This is a genomic window from Paraburkholderia heleia NBRC 101817 (assembly GCF_000739775.1).
Taxonomy (GTDB): domain Bacteria; phylum Pseudomonadota; class Gammaproteobacteria; order Burkholderiales; family Burkholderiaceae; genus Paraburkholderia; species Paraburkholderia heleia.
In genome coordinates this window covers 193,764-209,333 of sequence record NZ_BBJH01000006.1, presented here as the reverse complement: position 1 = coordinate 209,333, position 15,570 = coordinate 193,764, and the positions used below count along the sequence as shown (strand labels likewise).

14 protein-coding genes are annotated in these 15,570 nt (G+C 65.7%); 6 read left to right on the top strand and 8 right to left on the bottom strand.

The window, feature by feature from the left end; translation table 11 throughout:
• Positions 1-85: 85 nt before the first annotated feature.
• Complete coding sequence (locus tag BHE01S_RS06595; RefSeq protein WP_042261830.1) at positions 86-817, bottom strand: CerR family C-terminal domain-containing protein; 732 nt, start codon at positions 815-817, stop codon at positions 86-88.
• 95 nt (positions 818-912) lie between these two features.
• Between BHE01S_RS06595 and BHE01S_RS06590 the strand changes: the two genes are divergently transcribed.
• From BHE01S_RS06590 to BHE01S_RS06580, 3 genes are read left to right on the top strand one after another with little or no spacing between them, the layout of a single operon-like run.
• Positions 913-2,049: an HlyD family secretion protein gene (locus tag BHE01S_RS06590; RefSeq protein ID WP_042261828.1), complete on the top strand. Its 1,137-nt coding sequence runs from the start codon at positions 913-915 to the stop codon at positions 2,047-2,049.
• Positions 1,985-3,631: an MDR family MFS transporter gene (locus tag BHE01S_RS06585; RefSeq protein ID WP_084068616.1), complete on the top strand. Its 1,647-nt coding sequence runs from the start codon at positions 1,985-1,987 to the stop codon at positions 3,629-3,631. Before BHE01S_RS06590 ends, BHE01S_RS06585 begins: the two co-directional genes overlap by 65 nt.
• A 16-nt stretch (positions 3,632-3,647) precedes the next feature.
• A complete protein-coding gene (locus BHE01S_RS06580; RefSeq protein WP_042261823.1) occupies positions 3,648-5,156 on the top strand; it encodes an efflux transporter outer membrane subunit in 1,509 nt (502 codons plus the stop codon).
• Here the strand turns inward: BHE01S_RS06580 and kdgR are convergent.
• The 3 genes from kdgR to kduI all read right to left on the bottom strand — a co-directional run bounded on the left by kdgR (position 5,153) and on the right by kduI (position 7,762).
• Positions 5,153-5,974 (bottom strand): DNA-binding transcriptional regulator KdgR, encoded by an 822-nt coding sequence (gene kdgR / locus BHE01S_RS06575; RefSeq protein ID WP_245639653.1) that lies wholly within the window; start codon positions 5,972-5,974, stop codon positions 5,153-5,155. The genes BHE01S_RS06580 and kdgR overlap by 4 nt on opposite strands.
• A 127-nt stretch (positions 5,975-6,101) precedes the next feature.
• The gene (kduD, locus tag BHE01S_RS06570) at positions 6,102-6,872 is read right to left on the bottom strand and encodes a 2-dehydro-3-deoxy-D-gluconate 5-dehydrogenase KduD (RefSeq protein WP_042261819.1); all 771 of its coding nucleotides are present in this window, start codon (positions 6,870-6,872) and stop codon (positions 6,102-6,104) included.
• Between the two features lie 53 nt (positions 6,873-6,925).
• Positions 6,926-7,762 carry a 5-dehydro-4-deoxy-D-glucuronate isomerase gene (gene kduI / locus BHE01S_RS06565; RefSeq protein ID WP_042261816.1) on the bottom strand — a complete coding sequence of 279 codons (837 nt, stop codon included), beginning with the start codon at positions 7,760-7,762 and terminating at the stop codon, positions 6,926-6,928.
• Positions 7,763-8,052: 290 nt separating this feature from the next.
• Between kduI and kdgT the strand changes: the two genes are divergently transcribed.
• Entirely contained in the window at positions 8,053-9,069 is a 1,017-nt protein-coding gene (gene kdgT / locus BHE01S_RS06560; RefSeq protein WP_042261814.1) for a 2-keto-3-deoxygluconate transporter, read from the top strand.
• Positions 9,070-9,126: 57 nt separating this feature from the next.
• Here kdgT and BHE01S_RS06555 read toward each other — a convergent pair whose 3' ends face one another.
• Both BHE01S_RS06555 and BHE01S_RS06550 read right to left on the bottom strand, forming a co-directional pair.
• Entirely contained in the window at positions 9,127-9,672 is a 546-nt protein-coding gene (locus BHE01S_RS06555) for a cytochrome b (RefSeq protein ID WP_042261812.1), read from the bottom strand.
• Positions 9,669-10,727, bottom strand: a complete 1,059-nt coding sequence (locus tag BHE01S_RS06550) for a catalase family peroxidase (protein WP_042261811.1) — start codon at positions 10,725-10,727, stop codon at positions 9,669-9,671. The genes BHE01S_RS06555 and BHE01S_RS06550 overlap by 4 nt, the downstream gene beginning before the upstream one ends.
• A 217-nt stretch (positions 10,728-10,944) precedes the next feature.
• Here BHE01S_RS06550 and BHE01S_RS06545 point away from each other — a divergent pair, with 217 nt between their 5' ends.
• On the top strand, positions 10,945-11,343 hold the full coding sequence (locus BHE01S_RS06545; protein WP_042261809.1) for a GFA family protein: 399 nt from the start codon (positions 10,945-10,947) through the stop codon (positions 11,341-11,343).
• 35 nt (positions 11,344-11,378) lie between these two features.
• Here the strand turns inward: BHE01S_RS06545 and BHE01S_RS06540 are convergent, their stop codons facing one another.
• Both BHE01S_RS06540 and BHE01S_RS06535 read right to left on the bottom strand, forming a co-directional pair.
• A complete protein-coding gene (locus BHE01S_RS06540) occupies positions 11,379-12,821 on the bottom strand; it encodes an NAD-dependent succinate-semialdehyde dehydrogenase (protein WP_042261807.1) in 1,443 nt (480 codons plus the stop codon).
• 201 nt (positions 12,822-13,022) lie between these two features.
• Positions 13,023-15,269, bottom strand: a complete 2,247-nt coding sequence (locus BHE01S_RS06535) for a TonB-dependent siderophore receptor (protein ID WP_084068614.1) — start codon at positions 15,267-15,269, stop codon at positions 13,023-13,025.
• Positions 15,270-15,315: 46 nt separating this feature from the next.
• Between BHE01S_RS06535 and BHE01S_RS37635 the strand changes: the two genes are divergently transcribed.
• Positions 15,316-15,555: a hypothetical protein gene (locus tag BHE01S_RS37635; protein WP_157025168.1), complete on the top strand. Its 240-nt coding sequence runs from the start codon at positions 15,316-15,318 to the stop codon at positions 15,553-15,555.
• The last annotated feature ends 15 nt before the right edge of the window (positions 15,556-15,570 follow it).

Sequence of the window (15,570 nt, the reverse complement as noted above, 5' to 3'; positions counted from 1 at the left end):
AATCTCGAACACTAACACGTGCGCAGATGCGCCGCGAGGATTCCCTGCTGGTGTCGCTTGATCGTGCCAGCCGCCTGAATAGTGCTTAGTTGTCTTGAGCGTTTTGTTTGTGCTTGTCGCGCTCGCGATTCCAGTGGTGCAGCAGCACGCGCGTCTGTTCCGCGATGCTCTGCTTCAGAAAATCGGCCTTCGATCTGTCGATGTCGTCCCAGCCGAGCATCGTGAGCGTGGAGCGTCGTGCGATGAAGAAAAGCAGAAACTGCCCATACAGGCTGAACATGCGCACCACGGTGAGCGGATCGTGGGCCGGCATGCCGGTGATGCGTTCGAGCAGTTCCACGTTGATGGTGTTCAGCGGCAAGCGCACGCGCTCACGCAGGATTTCGGAGCCGATCTCCGGTTCGCCGCCGCCCTGTTCCCGCGCGAAGAACAAACGCTGGTCCGGCCCGTGCTGCTTGACGAAGGTACGGTCGGCCACGGCCGACTGGATGTCGATGAAGGCGTCGATCAGCGCTTCGGTGTCCGCGTTGCGTGCGAGCGCAGCGCGTGCGCGCTGCACGGCCGGCGCGAACGACTGCCACGATTCGTCGGCGATCGACTCCGCGCACGCGCGATAGAGGCCTTCCTTGTTCTCGAAGTAATACTGCAGCGCCGGTGCGTTCACGCCCGCGCGCGCGGCGATGTCGCGCGTGGAGGCGCCGTCGAAGCCGTGCTGCCCGAACAGGCTGATGGCCGCCTCGATGATCTTGCGACGTGTTTCGTCGCCACGCGCATAGCCTCCTTCGGGCGAACGTCGCAGTTTCTTACTTTCGCTCATGCATTTCCTTTCGTATCCCTGCGAAATATAACACTTGACACAGTTTTTCCAGATGGAATAATTCTTCCGACTGGAATAAATTGAGAAACAACGCCATGTCTACGACTGCAGGCGCGCCCGCGCGCGACGTGCCGGACGCCGCCGCTGCACCCGCGCGCAGCGGCGCGAAACGAACCCTTCTGATCCTGCTGGGCCTCGCGGCGCTCGTCGGCGCGGCGGTGTGGCTGGGCCACTGGTGGGTCGTCGGGCGCTTTATCGAATCCACTGACGACGCCTATCTGCAGGCCGACAGCGTGACGATCGCCCCGAAGGTGAGCGGCTACGTGACGGACGTCTACGTGGCCGACAACCAGGCGGTAAAGGCGGGCGATCCGCTCGTGAAGCTCGACGCGCGCCAGTATCAGGTGGCGCTCGACCAGGCGCGGGCCAACGTCGATGCGCGCACGGCGGACATCGAGCATGCGCAGGCGCAGATCGACGCGCAGCGCGCGAACGTGGCCCAGGCACAGGCGCAGCAGGAAGTCGCCCAGGTGAGCCTGCGCCACGCGAACGACGAGGTGGCGCGCTACGCGCCGCTTGCCGCCACGGGGGCGGAAACCACCGAACGGCTTGCCGAACTCAGGAGCGAACGCGACAAGGCGCAGGCCACGCTCGCCGCCGACGCAGCCGCCGTCACCTCTGCACGCTCGCAAATCTCGGCACTGAACGCGCAGCTCTCGCAGGCGCGCGCGCAGCTCGAAGCGGCACGTGCGAACGCCGCGCAGTCGCAACTCGACCTCGACAACACCGTGGTGAAAAGCGCGCTGGCGGGCCGGGTGGGCGACCGCAGCGTGCGCGTGGGCCAGTACGTGCAGCCGGGCACGCGCATGCTGACCGTCGTGCCGGTGCAGCACACCTATCTCACGGCGAACTTCAAGGAAACGCAGATCGGCCGCATGCGCGCAGGCCAGCCTGTGGAACTGCACGTCGACGCGCTGCCCGGCCACACGCTGCACGGCGTGGTGGACAGCTTCTCGCCGGGCACGGGCGCGCAGTTCGCGCTCTTGCCGCCGGAGAACGCCACCGGCAACTTCACGAAGATCGTGCAGCGCGTGCCGGTACGCATCCGCCTCGAAACCGGGCCGCAAACGCGCAGCGTGCTGCTGCCGGGCATGTCGGTGACCGTCGATGTCGACACGCGCTCCGCGCGTGAGGACGACCGCCGTATCGATCAAGAGAACCACCGTGGCTAATACGGCTCGCGCAGCGGTGCCGCATCCGCATGGCGAGCGCGCGAGCGTGGCCGACTGGATCGCCGTCGCGGCGGGCGCGCTCGGCGCATTGATGGCCACGCTCGACATTTCCATCACGAACTCCGCGCTGCCGCAGATCCAGGGGCAGATTGGCGCGACGGGCACCGAGGGCACGTGGATCTCCACGGGCTACCTGATGTCCGAGATCGTGATGATTCCGCTCGCCGCGTGGCTCACGAGGGTGTTCGGGCTGCGAAATTTCCTGCTCGCGAACTCGGCGCTCTTCATCGCCTTTTCGATGATGTGCGGCTGGTCGACCACGCTCGGCATGATGATCGCCGGGCGCATCGGTCAGGGCTTCACGGGCGGCGCGATGATCCCGACCGGCCAGACCATCATCCGCACGCGCCTGCCGCTTTCGCAGCTGCCTGTGGGCATGACGGTGTTCGGCCTGATTGTGCTGCTCGGCCCGCTGCTCGGGCCCGTGGTGGGCGGCTGGCTCGCGGAGAACATCAGCTGGAGCTGGTGCTTTTTCATCAATCTGCCCGTGTGTCTTGCGCTCATCACGCTGCTTCTCGTCGGGCTCGAAGCCGACCGGCCGCACTGGGAAGCTTTTCTCAAGGCGGACTGGCTCGGCATTGCCGGGCTGGCAGTGGGCCTGAGTTCGCTGACGGTCGTCCTCGAAGAGGGCCAGCGCGAACGCTGGTTCGAGTCGAGCTTCATCGTCACGCTCACGTGGGTCTCGCTCGCGGGCATGGCGCTCATCGCGCTTTCGCAGTTCACCGCGAAAAAGCCGATTCTGCGTCTGTCGCTCATGCGCAATCCGCGCTATGCGAGCGTCATCATTATCGTGTTCGCGGTGGGCGCCGGGCTTTATGGCATTTCGTATCTGCTGCCGCAGTTTCTGAGCCTCGTCGCCGGCTACAACGCGCAGCAGTCCGGCGCGATCATGCTGCTTTCGGGTCTGCCCGCGTTCCTCGTGATGCCGATTCTGCCGCGCCTGCTGGCCAAGGTGGATTTCCGCATTCTGGTGGTGTCCGGGCTGCTGCTGTTCACGCTGAGCTGCATGCTCGACATTTCGCTCACCGCGCAGAGCGTCGGTCACGATTTCGTCTGGTCGCAGCTCGTGCGCGGCGTGGCGCAAATGCTCGCGATGATGCCGCTGAACCAGGCGTCGATGGCGGCAGTGTCGCGCGAAGATTCAGGCGACGCGGCCGGGCTCTACAACATGGCGCGCAATCTGGGCGGCTCGGTGGGCCTTGCGATCATCGGCACGCTCATCGACCGGCGCGAGGCGTTCCATACTGCCGTGCTGCGCGAATCGCTGAGCGCCAATGCGATCGTCGGCCAGGAGCGTGTGGCCGCGAGCGCGGCCAGCTGGTTCACGCAGACGGGCGACATGGCGCACTCGCAACTGCAGGCGCTCGGCCAGATTGCGGCGCAAATCGCGCAGCAATCGATGGTCATCACGTACTCCGAAACATTCTGGGTGCTCGGCATCGCACTGGCGGCGTGCGTGCCGCTCGCGCTCCTGCTCAAGAAGCCGCAGCCCGGCGCGCAAGCGCCGTCTGGCGGGCACTGAAGATTATCACTGACTCATGACGGCAACCCGTTACCCCCGAACCTCCTGCGCCGCGCTGAGCGCGCTCGCTGCCGCCTGCGCGCTGGCCGCCTGCACCGTGGGCCCCGACTATCGCGGCGCACCGGCCGTCGCGCCCGAAGCGGCGAACGCCGCGGCGTTCCTGCGCACGCCCGCGCAAGGCGTGGAGCCCGCGCGTGCACCGAGCCAATGGTGGCTTGCGCTGAACGACCCGCAACTGAACACGCTGATCGAAGCGGCGCTCGCGCACAATCCCGATGTGCGCGCGGCGCAGGCGCGTTTGCGCGCCTCGCGCGCGCAACTGCAGCAGCAACGCGCTGCCGAACTGCCGAAGGTCGGCGCGAGCGCGGCGGCGATCCGCTTGCGCCAGCCGGACCTGAGCGCTTTGACGTCGTCGGGCAGCAGCTCGGGTCAGGGCGGCGCTTCCGGCGGCGGCCCGGTCACGTTCTACACGGCGGGCTTCGACGCCTCGTGGGAAATCGACCTGTTCGGCGGCACGCGCCGCGCGGTGGAAGCGGCGAGCGACGAGGCCGATGCCGTGAACGCCGATCTTGCGGACACCCAGGTATCGCTCGCGGCCGAAGTCGCACAGGCCTACATCGACCTGCGCGACGAGCAGCAGCGGCTCGCCATCGCGCAGCGCACGGCGCAACTGCAGCAGGAGATGCTCACGCTCACCGAGCAGCGCCGCGCGGGCGGCACGGCGGCCGAGGTGGACGTGGAGCGGCTCACCACCCAGGTGGAGAACACGCGCTCCACGATTACGCCGCTCGCGGCACAAGTGGAAATATCGCTGGACCAACTGGCGGTGCTCACCGGCAAGGCGCCCGGCGCGCTGGACGCGGAACTGGCAACGGCGCAGCCGTTGCCCAAGCTGCCCGCAAGCGTGCCCGTGAGCGATCCCGCCACGATGCTCGCGCAGCGCCCCGATATTCGCGCAGCGGAGCGGCGCCTCGCCTCGAGCAACGCGCAGATCGGCGAGCACGTGGCGGACTTTCTGCCCAAACTCACGCTGTTCGGCGATCTCGGCTTTTCGGCCGCGGTGCCGGGGCACTTGTTCCGCAAGAGCAATTTCAGCTGGGTAGGGGCGCCGTATCTGCAGTGGAACGTGTTCGACTTCGGGCGCACGCTGGGCGCGGTGCACGGCGCGCAAGCGTCGCGCGACGAAGCCGAAGCGCATTACGAAAAAGCCGTGCTCGCGGCGCTGCAGGACGCGAACGCGTCGCTCTCGCGCTATGGCTATCAGCGCGAGCATCTGTTGACCTTGCAGAAGGTGCAGGTTTCCGCCGAGCGTTCCGCGACGCTCATGCGCCAGCGCTACCGTGCGGGGGCGTCGAGCCTCGTCGATCTACTCGACACGCAGCGCACGGAATTCGCCGCGCAGCAGAACGTGGTGTCGGGCCAGGCCGATTTGCTCAAGGACTTCGTGTCGCTGCAGAAAAGCCTCGGTCTCGGCTGGCAGACCACCGCAACGGCCACGGCCACGACCGTCCCCACGCCGGGCTAACCGGGCTCGGCAGGCGCATGCTCGTGCGCGCTCGGCTCGCGATAGCCGAGCCGCGCCGAGATCGCCGCGCCCGCGCGCTTGAGCAGGGCGACGTAGTGCGCTTTCGTGTCCGCGCCGCAGCGCATGGTCGGAAACGAGATCGAGAGGCCGGCGATCACATGCCCGAACCGGTCGAACACCGGTACCGCGAGGCATTGCAAACCCTCTTCCTGCTCTTCGTTGTCTTCGCCGTAGCCTTGCGCGCGCACGCGCGGAAGAATGTTCAGCACCGCGTCGGCGCAAGTGAGCGTTTTCTGCGTCGACTTCCTGAAGTCCACATGCGAGAGCGTGTCCTGCGCGTCGGCGGGCGGCATGAACGCGAGCAGCACCTTGCCGATTGCGGTGCTGTGCAGCGGATTGCGCCGTCCGATGCGCGACTGCATGCGCAGGCCGTAATCGCAGTCGATCTTGTGGATGTAGATGATCGCGTCTTCGTCGAATGCGCCGAGATGAACCGCTTCACGCGTGGCTTGCGCGATGCGCCGCATCTCGATGTCAGCCTCGCGCACGAGGTCGACGCTTTCGAGCGCTTTCGCGCCGAGTTCGAACAGCCGGATCGTCAGACGATACCGGTCGGTTTCGACTTCCTGAGCGACGTAGCCTAGCGCCTTCAGCGTTTGCAGCACACGGTGCACGGTGGTTTTGGAAAGCGCAAGGCGCTGCGAAAGCTCGCTGATGCCGACCGGCCCGTTCTCGCCCAGCGCGCCGAGGATCGCAAACACGCGGCCGATCGACGAGACCGATTCGCCCTTCTCCGTGCCGCCGTCCATGTCGTTCATTGCGTGCTCCTGTGCGCTGCGCTGCCCCTTGCCCCGCTTTACCGATTTTTCTGCGTCTGCTGCCATTGTTGCTGGTCCATGTGTATCCCTGACGGGAGCATACCGCTTCCCGTGCGCGCCGCGTGGGCTAGCGCGCAAGCCAGCCGCCGTCCACGGCGAGCGTATGGCCGTGCACGTAATCCGCTGCCGCCGAGGCGAGAAACACCACGGGCCCCGCGAGATCGTCCGGTTCGCCCCAGCGCGCGGCGGGAATGCGGGCGAGGATCTCGTCGTTGCGCCGGCCGTCCTCGCGCAATGCGGCCGTGTTCGCGGTCGCCATATAACCGGGCGCGATCGCGTTGACGTTGATGCCGTGCGCGGCCCATTCGTTGGCGAGCAGGCGTGTGAGGCCCAGCACGCCGCTCTTCGATGCCGTATAGGAGGCCACGCGGATGCCGCCCTGGAACGACAGCATCGACGCGATATTGATGATCTTGCCGCCGCCGCCCTGCGCAACGAACCGGCGCGCTGCCGCCTGGGCGAGGAAGAACACGCTCTTGAGGTTGACGTCCATGACGGCGTCCCAGTCGTCCTCGCCGAAGGCGAGGGCGTCTTCGCGGCGAATCATACCGGCGTTGTTCACGAGGATGTCGATCCGTCCGCAGGCTTCGACGGCGGCGCGCACGATGTCCTCCACCGGCGCGATCGAACCGAGATCGGCACGCACGTCGACGAAACGGCGCCCGAGGGCCTCGACCCGCGCAGGCGTGTCGCCGGGCCCGGCGCGGCAAACGCCGACGATGTCGCAACCCGCCTGCGCGAGCGCGAGCACCATGCCCGCGCCCAGCCCCGTGTTGCTGCCGGTGACGATAGCGACCTTGCCGCTGAGATCGAACGGATTGAACGTGCTGGATGCCATGAATGTGCGGGCCTCCTGTCGTAGATTGATGCAGGTCCATGCCTGGGCGTGCTTCAGCGCAGATTGCGCACGGCGAGATGGTCCATGTCGCCGAATACCTGGTTCTCCCCGACCATGCCCCAGATGAACGTATAGGCGCGCGTGCCGACGCCCGAATGGATCGACCAGCTCGGCGAAATAACGGCCTGTTCATTGTGCACGAGGATGTGCCGCGTTTCGTGCGGTTCGCCCATCATGTGGAAGACGGCTGCGTCGTCGGTCACGTTGAAATAGAAGTACACCTCCATGCGCCGTTCGTGCGTGTGGCATGGCATGGTGTTCCAGAGGCTGCCGGGTTCGAGTCTGGTCATGCCCATCGAAAGCTGGCAGGTGGGCAGCACTTCCGGCACGAGGAACTTGTAGATCGTGCGCCGGTTGCTCGTGGCTGCTTCGCCGAGTGTTTGCGGCAACGCTTCGGATAACGAAACGGTGCGTGTGGGATACGCCGTATGCGCGGGCGCGCAGTTGAGGTAGAACTTCGCGGGCCGTGCCGGATCGTCGCTGCCGAACGCGACGGCCTGCGCGCCCTTGCCGATATAGATCGCTTCCTCGTTGCGCACCGCGTAGCGCACGCCTTCCACGTCTACCCAGCCGTCGCCGCCGATATTGATCGCGCCCAGTTCGCGCCGCTCCAGCAGATAGCTCACGCCGATCGACTTGCCGAGCGCGGCGCTCACCTCGGCCGCGCGCGTGGCGGGGAACGCGCCGCCCACGATGATGCGGTCCACGTGGCTGTAGGTGAGCGTCAGCGCGTCGGGTTCGAACACGCGTTCGATGAGGAATTCGCGGCGCAGTCCCGCTGTGTCGAGCGTCTTCGCGTATTCGCTGTTGAGGCTTTGTCTGACTTCCATGCCATGTCTCCGTCGGATGGGCGGCGCACCGTCTCTCGTGGACTATAGTGCAGATTCATGTTTTCGGAACATCGGTCCGGAAATGTTGCAACGCCATAGTACGTTTGGCAACCGGTCTGCCCAGATATTGAGCCATTAGCGGGTAAACGTGGACATTTTTCGGTATAAAAATCGGAACGGCGTTCCTTTTACGCTGCTATCCTGTTTCCGGAAAGGGAGCATTGCGAGAAAAAAGCCGGACGCGCGAACGTGCCGATCCGGCCACCGGATGCAAAGTCCACGGAGGAGGCATGAAGCTCAAGAAGGCCATAGACCGCATACCAGGCGGCCTGATGCTGGTGCCGCTGCTGCTCGGCGCCTGTGCTCATACTTTTGCGCCAGGCGCGGGCAAGTACTTTGGTTCGTTCACCAATGGATTGATCACCGGCACCGTCCCGATTCTCGCGGTATGGTTCTTCTGCATGGGCGCGACGATCGACCTGCGCGCGACCGGCACCGTGCTGCGCAAGTCCGGCACGCTGCTCGTCACGAAGATGATCGTGGCGTGGGTCGCCACGCTGGTCGCCGCGCGCTTCATTCCCGTCGACGGTGTGAAAACGGGGCTCTTCGCGGGGCTCTCGGTGCTCGCCATCACGACCTCGATGGACATGACCAACGGCGGTCTCTACGCGGCCGTGATGCAGCAATACGGCACGAAAGAAGAGGCGGGCGCGTTCGTGCTGATGTCGGTCGAGTCAGGGCCGCTCGTCAGCATGATCATCCTCGGCGCGACCGGCGTGGCCATCTTCGAGCCGCGGCTTTTCGTGGGCGCCGTGCTGCCGTTTCTGATCGGCTTTGCCCTGGGCAATCTCGATAGCGATCTGCGCGAACTGTTCGGCCGTTGCGTGCATCCGCTGATTCCGTTCTTTGGCTTTGCACTCGGCAACGGCATCGATCTCAACGTGATCGTCACGAGCGGGATCCCGGGCGTGATGCTCGGGCTTGGCGTGATCGTCGTGACCGGCATTCCGCTGATTCTTGCCGATCGCCTGATTGCGGGCGGCAACGGCGCGGCGGGGCTCGCGGCTTCGTCCACGGCGGGCGCGGCGGTGGCGAATCCGGCCATCATCGGCGAGATGATTCCGCGTTTCAAGCCGCTCGTGCCGGCGGCGACGGCGATGGTCGCCACTGCCTGCCTCGTGACCGCGATCCTCGTGCCGATGCTCACGGCGCTGTGGGTGCGCCGCCGCAGCGCGCGCGATGCACTGCTTCAGGAGCTCATGGAACCGCCCGTGCCGCCGGTGGCCGGGCGCGACGCGCACGTTTGATGCGCAGGCGAGGTTGCCGCGCGCCTTGCACGCGCAGGAACGCCCGGCAACCTCGCGTCAACCGCGTGCCTCGCCGCGCGCCATGCTGGCGAGCACGCCGTCGCGGCGAATGAGCGCGTGAAAGAGCGCGGCGCCCAGATGCAGCAGGACCGTCGCGTAGAGCGCCATGGCCAGCCACGTATGCGCGGCGCGCAGCCATGCGTATAGCGTGACGTCGTGCGGCGCGATGGGCGGCAGGTGCACGCCGCCGAACATCACGATCGGATAGCCGCCCGCGGACAGCATCGACCAGCCGATCAGCGGCATCGCGATCATCAACGCATAGAGCACGAGATGCGAGGCGTGCGCGCCAAGTCGCTGCCAGATGGGCAGATCGGCCGGCAAGGGCGGCGCGCCGCGCGCGAGCCGCACGGCTACGCGCAGCAGCACGAGCGCGAGCAGCGCGATGCCGAGCGGCCGGTGGAACGCGAGCAGCGTGTCATGCAGCCTCGAAACGGTTGCGACCATCCCCACGCCGACGAACAGCATCGTAACGATCAGGACTGCCATCGACCAGTGCAGAACGCGCTGCAGCGCGCTGAAGTGTTGGCCCGGTTGCTTCATGGCTGCGTGCCTCCATGCGTTGGCGAGGGGTTGGCTTCCTCGCGCGTGCGTCGGTTGAACGAAACGGCATACGCTGCCGACCGGGCGGCGAGCAAGGGATCGTCGGAAGGCTTCAGGCCGTCGGGCAGGATGGTCGGATCGTAGTTCACGTCGCGGCACATGCCGTTGGCTTGCGGCTCGGCGCGCTGCAAGACCAGCGTGCCGGCGTCGATCTGCTGGCGGTCGGCGGGCCATGACTGCGTGGCGTCGTTCGTGGGGTCGCCGGGTGCGGCGACCGTGAGCACCAGATGCCAGCGTAGCGGTCCCCCGGCGAAACGCGTGAAGAAGTCGTCGGCGAGGAAGTTCGGGTCGGCTATTTCTGCCGGCGTTTGCGGCGCATAAGCCACTTCGGGCACGGTCTGCCAGCGCACGGCATGCTGGTTGCCGGCGGCATCGGTCGCGATGAAGGCGTTGACGCTGTAGAACGCCGTATTCGCGAAACTGGAGGAGGGCGGGTGCGCCTTCAGCCACTGGCGGAACGGCAGCGTTTCCGGGTTTGCCTTGAAGAAGGCGTCGAGCTTCGCGGGGTCGGGCTTGCCCGTCGCCGGGTCCGGTTTCGAGGCGACCAGTTGGCTATAGAACTGCTTCGGCGTGCGAACGACGAAGATCGGGACGGAATTCATGCCGGTACGCCATTGCTCGCCGTCCTGGAGCTGGAAGAGCAGTGCCATGCTGCGTACGGGCGTGCTCGCGTCCGGCGCGGCAGGATTGCTGCCGGGAATCGCAAAGCGTCCGATCACGGGCGTGCGGCCCGGTGCGAACACCGCCGCCCGCGAGACCTGCGCGCCATTGCCGTTGCTTTCGAACCAGCCTTCCACGCAGAGCCCCTTGGCGTGATTGCGCCGATAGCCCGCATGAATGCCGTAGTTCGACTCGAACGTATTGACGATATGCGGCGCGGTGAGGCGGTGCGGCGTAAGCCAGCCGGCCGTCCATGCAAATGCCGCGCCAGCGCAACCCACCACGGCCGCAATGGCTGCGAGCCGGCATGGCACGCAGATCGAGGCGCGCTTCACGGGCGCGCTCCCGTGCGCGCGCGCTGCAACGCAAGCGAAATATGTGCGAGTGTGTGCATGATGGATCCTGTCGATGGCCCGAGGGTCGTTACTGGCGTCAACAATGCGTCACGGCGTTTTATTCCCGGTTCGAAGCGAAATCGTGCCACGATGCCAGGGCGCGCGCGTTTTCAGCGCTGAAAGCCTCAAACAAGCTCGATGTGCGAAGGAGGGAGCGATGCTGACTGGCGGCTGTTTATGCGGCAAGGTCCGCTACCAGATTTCGGCTGCGCCGGTTGGCAGCACGGTGTGCCATTGCGTGGATTGCCGGCGTGCATCGGGCGCGCCGTTCGTCGGCTGGATCAGCGTGCCGTGGGGTGCGTTCCGGCTCGTTGCGGGCGCAACGAAAACGCGAGCGTCGAGTCCGGGTGTCGAGCGCGCGTTCTGCGCCGATTGCGGCACGCCGCTCACCTACCGGCACGCGGCCTTCGCGGGCGAGATCGACGTAGCGACGGGCACGCTCGATCGTCCCGATGACGCGCCGCCCGACAATCACACCTGGACCTCGCAAAAGCTGGCCTGGGTGCAGCTCGCGGACGGCTTGCCGCAATATCCGCGCGCGCTTCCCGAACCGTAAGCCGCAGAAGCGCGCGCGTTTTTAGCGTAAAGCGATCAACGGTGCTCGGTCACGAACTTCGTGACGAGATAGGCTTCCATCGCTTCGCTGCCGCCTTCCGAGCCGTAACCCGAATCCTTCACGCCGCCGAACGGCGTTTCCGGCAGGGCGAGGCCGTGATGGTTGATCGACAGCATGCCGGTTTCCACGTCGTCCGAGAGCGCGGCCGAAGTCGCGCTCGAACGCGTGTAGGCATACGCGGCAAGCCCGTACGGCAGACGGTTCGCTTCGACGATTGCGTCCTGGTAGGTCGAGAAACGCGAGATCGGCGCGATCGGGCCGAACGGCTCTTCGTTCATGATGCGCGCGGAACGCGGCACGTCGGTGAGCACGGTCGGCGCGAAGAAGTAGCCTTCGCGGCCCACGCGCTCGCCGCCCGTGAGCACCTTGGCGCCCTGTTCGCGCGCGTCGGCCACGAGGCGTTCCATTGCAGCGAGGCGGCGGTCGTTCGCGAGCGGGCCCATCTGCACGCCGTCTTCGAGACCGTTGCCCACCTTGATCGCGCGCGTCGTCGCGACGAAGTGCTCGACGAACTCGTCGTAGGCGGCGTCTTCCACCATGAAGCGCGTGGGCGAGATGCAGACCTGGCCCGCATTGCGGAACTTCGCGCTCGCGAGCAGCTTCGCGGCGCGCGGCACGTCGGCGTCGGCGAACACGATGGCGGGGGCGTGGCCGCCCAGTTCCATCGTGGCGCGCTTCATGTGCTCGCCGGCCTTCGAGGCGAGCAGCTTGCCTACCGGCGTCGAGCCCGTGAACGAGATCTTGCGGATGGCCGGATGCGCGATCAGGTACGACGAGACTTCCGCCGGCACGCCGAATACGAGGTTCAGCACGCCGGCGGGCAGACCCGCGTCGACGAACACCTTCACGAGTTCGGCGCAGCTGGCCGGCGTTTCTTCCGGTCCCTTGAGCACGACGGTACAGCCCGAGGCGAGCGCGGCCGACACCTTGCGCACGGCCTGGTTGAGCGGGAAGTTCCAGGGCGTGAACGCGGCGACCGGGCCCACCGGCTCGCGCGTGACGATCTGGCGAACGGCGTCCGAACGCGAGGGAATCACGCGGCCATAGGTGCGGCGGCCTTCTTCCGCGAACCAGTCGATCGTGTCGCCGCCCGCGAGCGTTTCGAGCTTCGCTTCGCCGAACGGCTTGCCCTGCTCGCGCGTCATGATCGCGGCGATGTCGTCTGCGCGCTCGCGCAGCAGTTGCGCGGCGCGGCGCATGAGCTTGCTGCGCTCGAGCGGCGAGACCTTGCGCCATTCGCGGAAGGCGCGCTCGGCGGCGCTGGCCGCATCCGAAAGGTCCTGTTCGCCGGCGAGGCTCAGGCGGCCGATTTCCGCTTCGGTCGCGGGGTCGATCACAGCAATCGTCTTCGCGCCGGCGCGCCATGCGCCGTCGATGTAGATCTGGGTGTCGGGATAGGGCTTCACGCTGGAACTCATGATGGGACGATCCTTGTCAACGGTTCAACGACAGGCTCCCGCCGCGCGCACGGCAATGCGCGCAGGCGGGCGCCGGAAAATGCGGAGCGCCCATTGTGCCACCGGTTCGCCGAGGCTGCAGGGCGTGCAAAAGGAAAGGGCCAGCGTCCGGAGACATTGGCCCTTTTTAACCCACACTATGAGAAGCAGCGCGTCAGCCTGTCAAAATTCGAGCGTTGCGTTGGCAACGAAGGTGCGCGTGGCGGACGGCATCACGTAATAGCCCCACGCCGCAGTCCAGTAGCGGCGATTGAACAGGTTGTTCACGCCCGCGCGCAGCGTGACGTCCTTGCCGGCCACCTGGGTTTCGTATTTCGCGCTCAGGTCCCACGTCGTATAGGCGGAGACGAACTGCGTGTTCGCCGCATCGACGGCCATATTGCCGACATACTTGCCGCCGAATGCGACCGTGAGCGCACGCAGGTACGACGGGTTGTATTCCACGCGGCCCGTGAGTGTGAAGCGCGGCGTGGCGTACACGCGCTTGCCTTCCACGCCCGGGTCGTCCACGTCCACGGCCTTCGCGTCCAGCCACATCACGCCGCCCAGCACGCGCCAGTCGCTGGCGAGTTGCAGCCAGCCGCTCGCGTCCACGCCGTCGTAGCGCTTCGTGCCGCTCTGCACGAAGACGTTGGCCGTATTCGTATACTCGTAGCCCTGATCGACGCGGAACAGCGCGAGGTTCGCGCCCCAGTTGCGATGGTCGGCCTTGAAGCCCACTTCGTACTGCCTGCTCCTGAGCGGGCCGTAGGTCTGCGGATAGTTGACGTTCGTGTTGCTCGCCGCGCCGCCTTGCTGCAGGCTTTCGACATAGCTCGCGTAGAGCGTCGAATCCGGATCGATCCTGAACATGAGCGCGGCGGTCGGCGTGACCGGGTTCGCGCGATAGCTCGCCGCCTGCGACTGATCGGGGTTGTAGGTGGTGTCGCGGAACTGCGTATAGCGCAGACCGAGCAGCGCGGACAGGCGTGAAGTCAATTGCACGGTGTCGCTCGCGTAGAGCGCCGTTTGCGTGGTGATCTCGTGGCGGTACAGGTTTTCGCCGATGTGCACCGCGTCGTTCGTGAGCAGCGTGCTGCCGTAGAGGTTGCCGATGCCGAGAAAATAGCCGCTGTTCCAGCCTTCGCTGTTGTCGTATTCGTTTTGCTGGCTCTGATAGCTCGCGCCCGCCACCACATCGTGCTTGAACGGGCCCGTATTGAACTTGCCCTGCACGTTGGCGTCGACGTTCTGATAGAAGTAGCGCGTCAACGCGGCATAAAGCGTGTTGGTGTAATCGCCTTGCGTGTTGAACACGGAGAGCAGGCTGTCCGAGTTGTAGCGATTTTCCTTGGCGAAGCGGTATTTGATCGTCGCGTGCCAGTTTTCCGAGAAGCGATAGTCGAGCCCGGTGCCGAACGAGGCGATCTCCGTTTCGTACCAGTTTTGCGGCTGCGTGAGCTGGCGCGTGACCTTGCTCGCGTCGGGAATGCCGAGTGGATTGCCGTTCTCGTCGGGGCCGAAGTAGAGGCCGAACAGCGTGCCGGTGGTCTTGCGCTTCTGGTAGAAGGCGTCGAGCGTCCATGTGAGGTCCGGCGCGATGCGATAGTCGAGCGCAAGCGACGCCACCTGGCGGCGCACGTGACCATTCGCTTCGGCGGTGTTGCCGTCTTCGTTCACGAGATTCAGGCGATAGCCGAACTGTTTATCCGGACCGAAGCGGCCGCCCAGGTCGATCTTCTGGCTGAGCACGCCCGCCGACTGATAGCCGATCGAGAAGCTGCGGTACGGGTCGTCGGTCGGGCGCTTGAGCACGTAATTGACGATGCCGCCCGGGTTGCCGAAACCGTACATGAAGCCCGAAAGCCCCTTGAGCATCTCGACCTGTTCGAACGGTTCGAGCGCAAGCTCGGTGTCCCACGAGGGGAAGTTCTGGCCGTCCACCTTCACGCCGTTGAGCATGTCGACCGCCAGGCCGCGAATGCTCAACGCCGAGTTTTCCCCGGTCATGTTGTTGCCGACATCGGTCACGGCCGGGTCGTACCTGAAGAGGTCGTTGGCCGTGGAAGCGAGACGATCCTTGCCTTCCTCCGTCGTCACCACGTTGGTCGAGAACGGTGTGTCCACCTGCCTGCGGTTGCCGAGCGCGCCCGCGCTCACGCGATCGGGCGAGGCCGCCTGGCTGTCGCGCGCGGCGCTGACCTTGACGGTCGGCAGCGCCTGGGTGCTGCCGGTTTGGGTGCTGTCCTGCGCTTCGGCCTGGGCACTGTCTTGCTCTTGCGCCCAGCTGGATGCGCACAGCGTGCTGAGCGTGACGCCGGCACTTACCAGAAGCGCGGCACTGAGTTGCGCACGGCGAGCAGGCGCGGCGCATGAACGTAAGCGATGGGTGTCGAGGCGAGAGCGGCGGGCGGCGGCAGAATTGTGCATGTTCTTCTGATGAATTGAGCGCGGCAAATGCGGCGAAAAGGCGGTCTTGCTGCGTAACCGCCTTGAAAGCGTGAGAAATAGTAATGCAAATGATTCGCATCTACAACAAAAAGATGAAACCACCCGTAAGTTCGTGAAATCGCTGTGTCTTGACGCGCAATTCCTCGCGCTTGCCGCACTTTTATGTGTTTCGGGCGGGTCGGCCACCCGCAAGGCCCGGACGGACAGGCAAAAAAAAGCGGCGCCCGAAGGCGCCGCAAACAAGGAAACGGAAAAGCAATCGTAAGACCGTGTCCTGCGT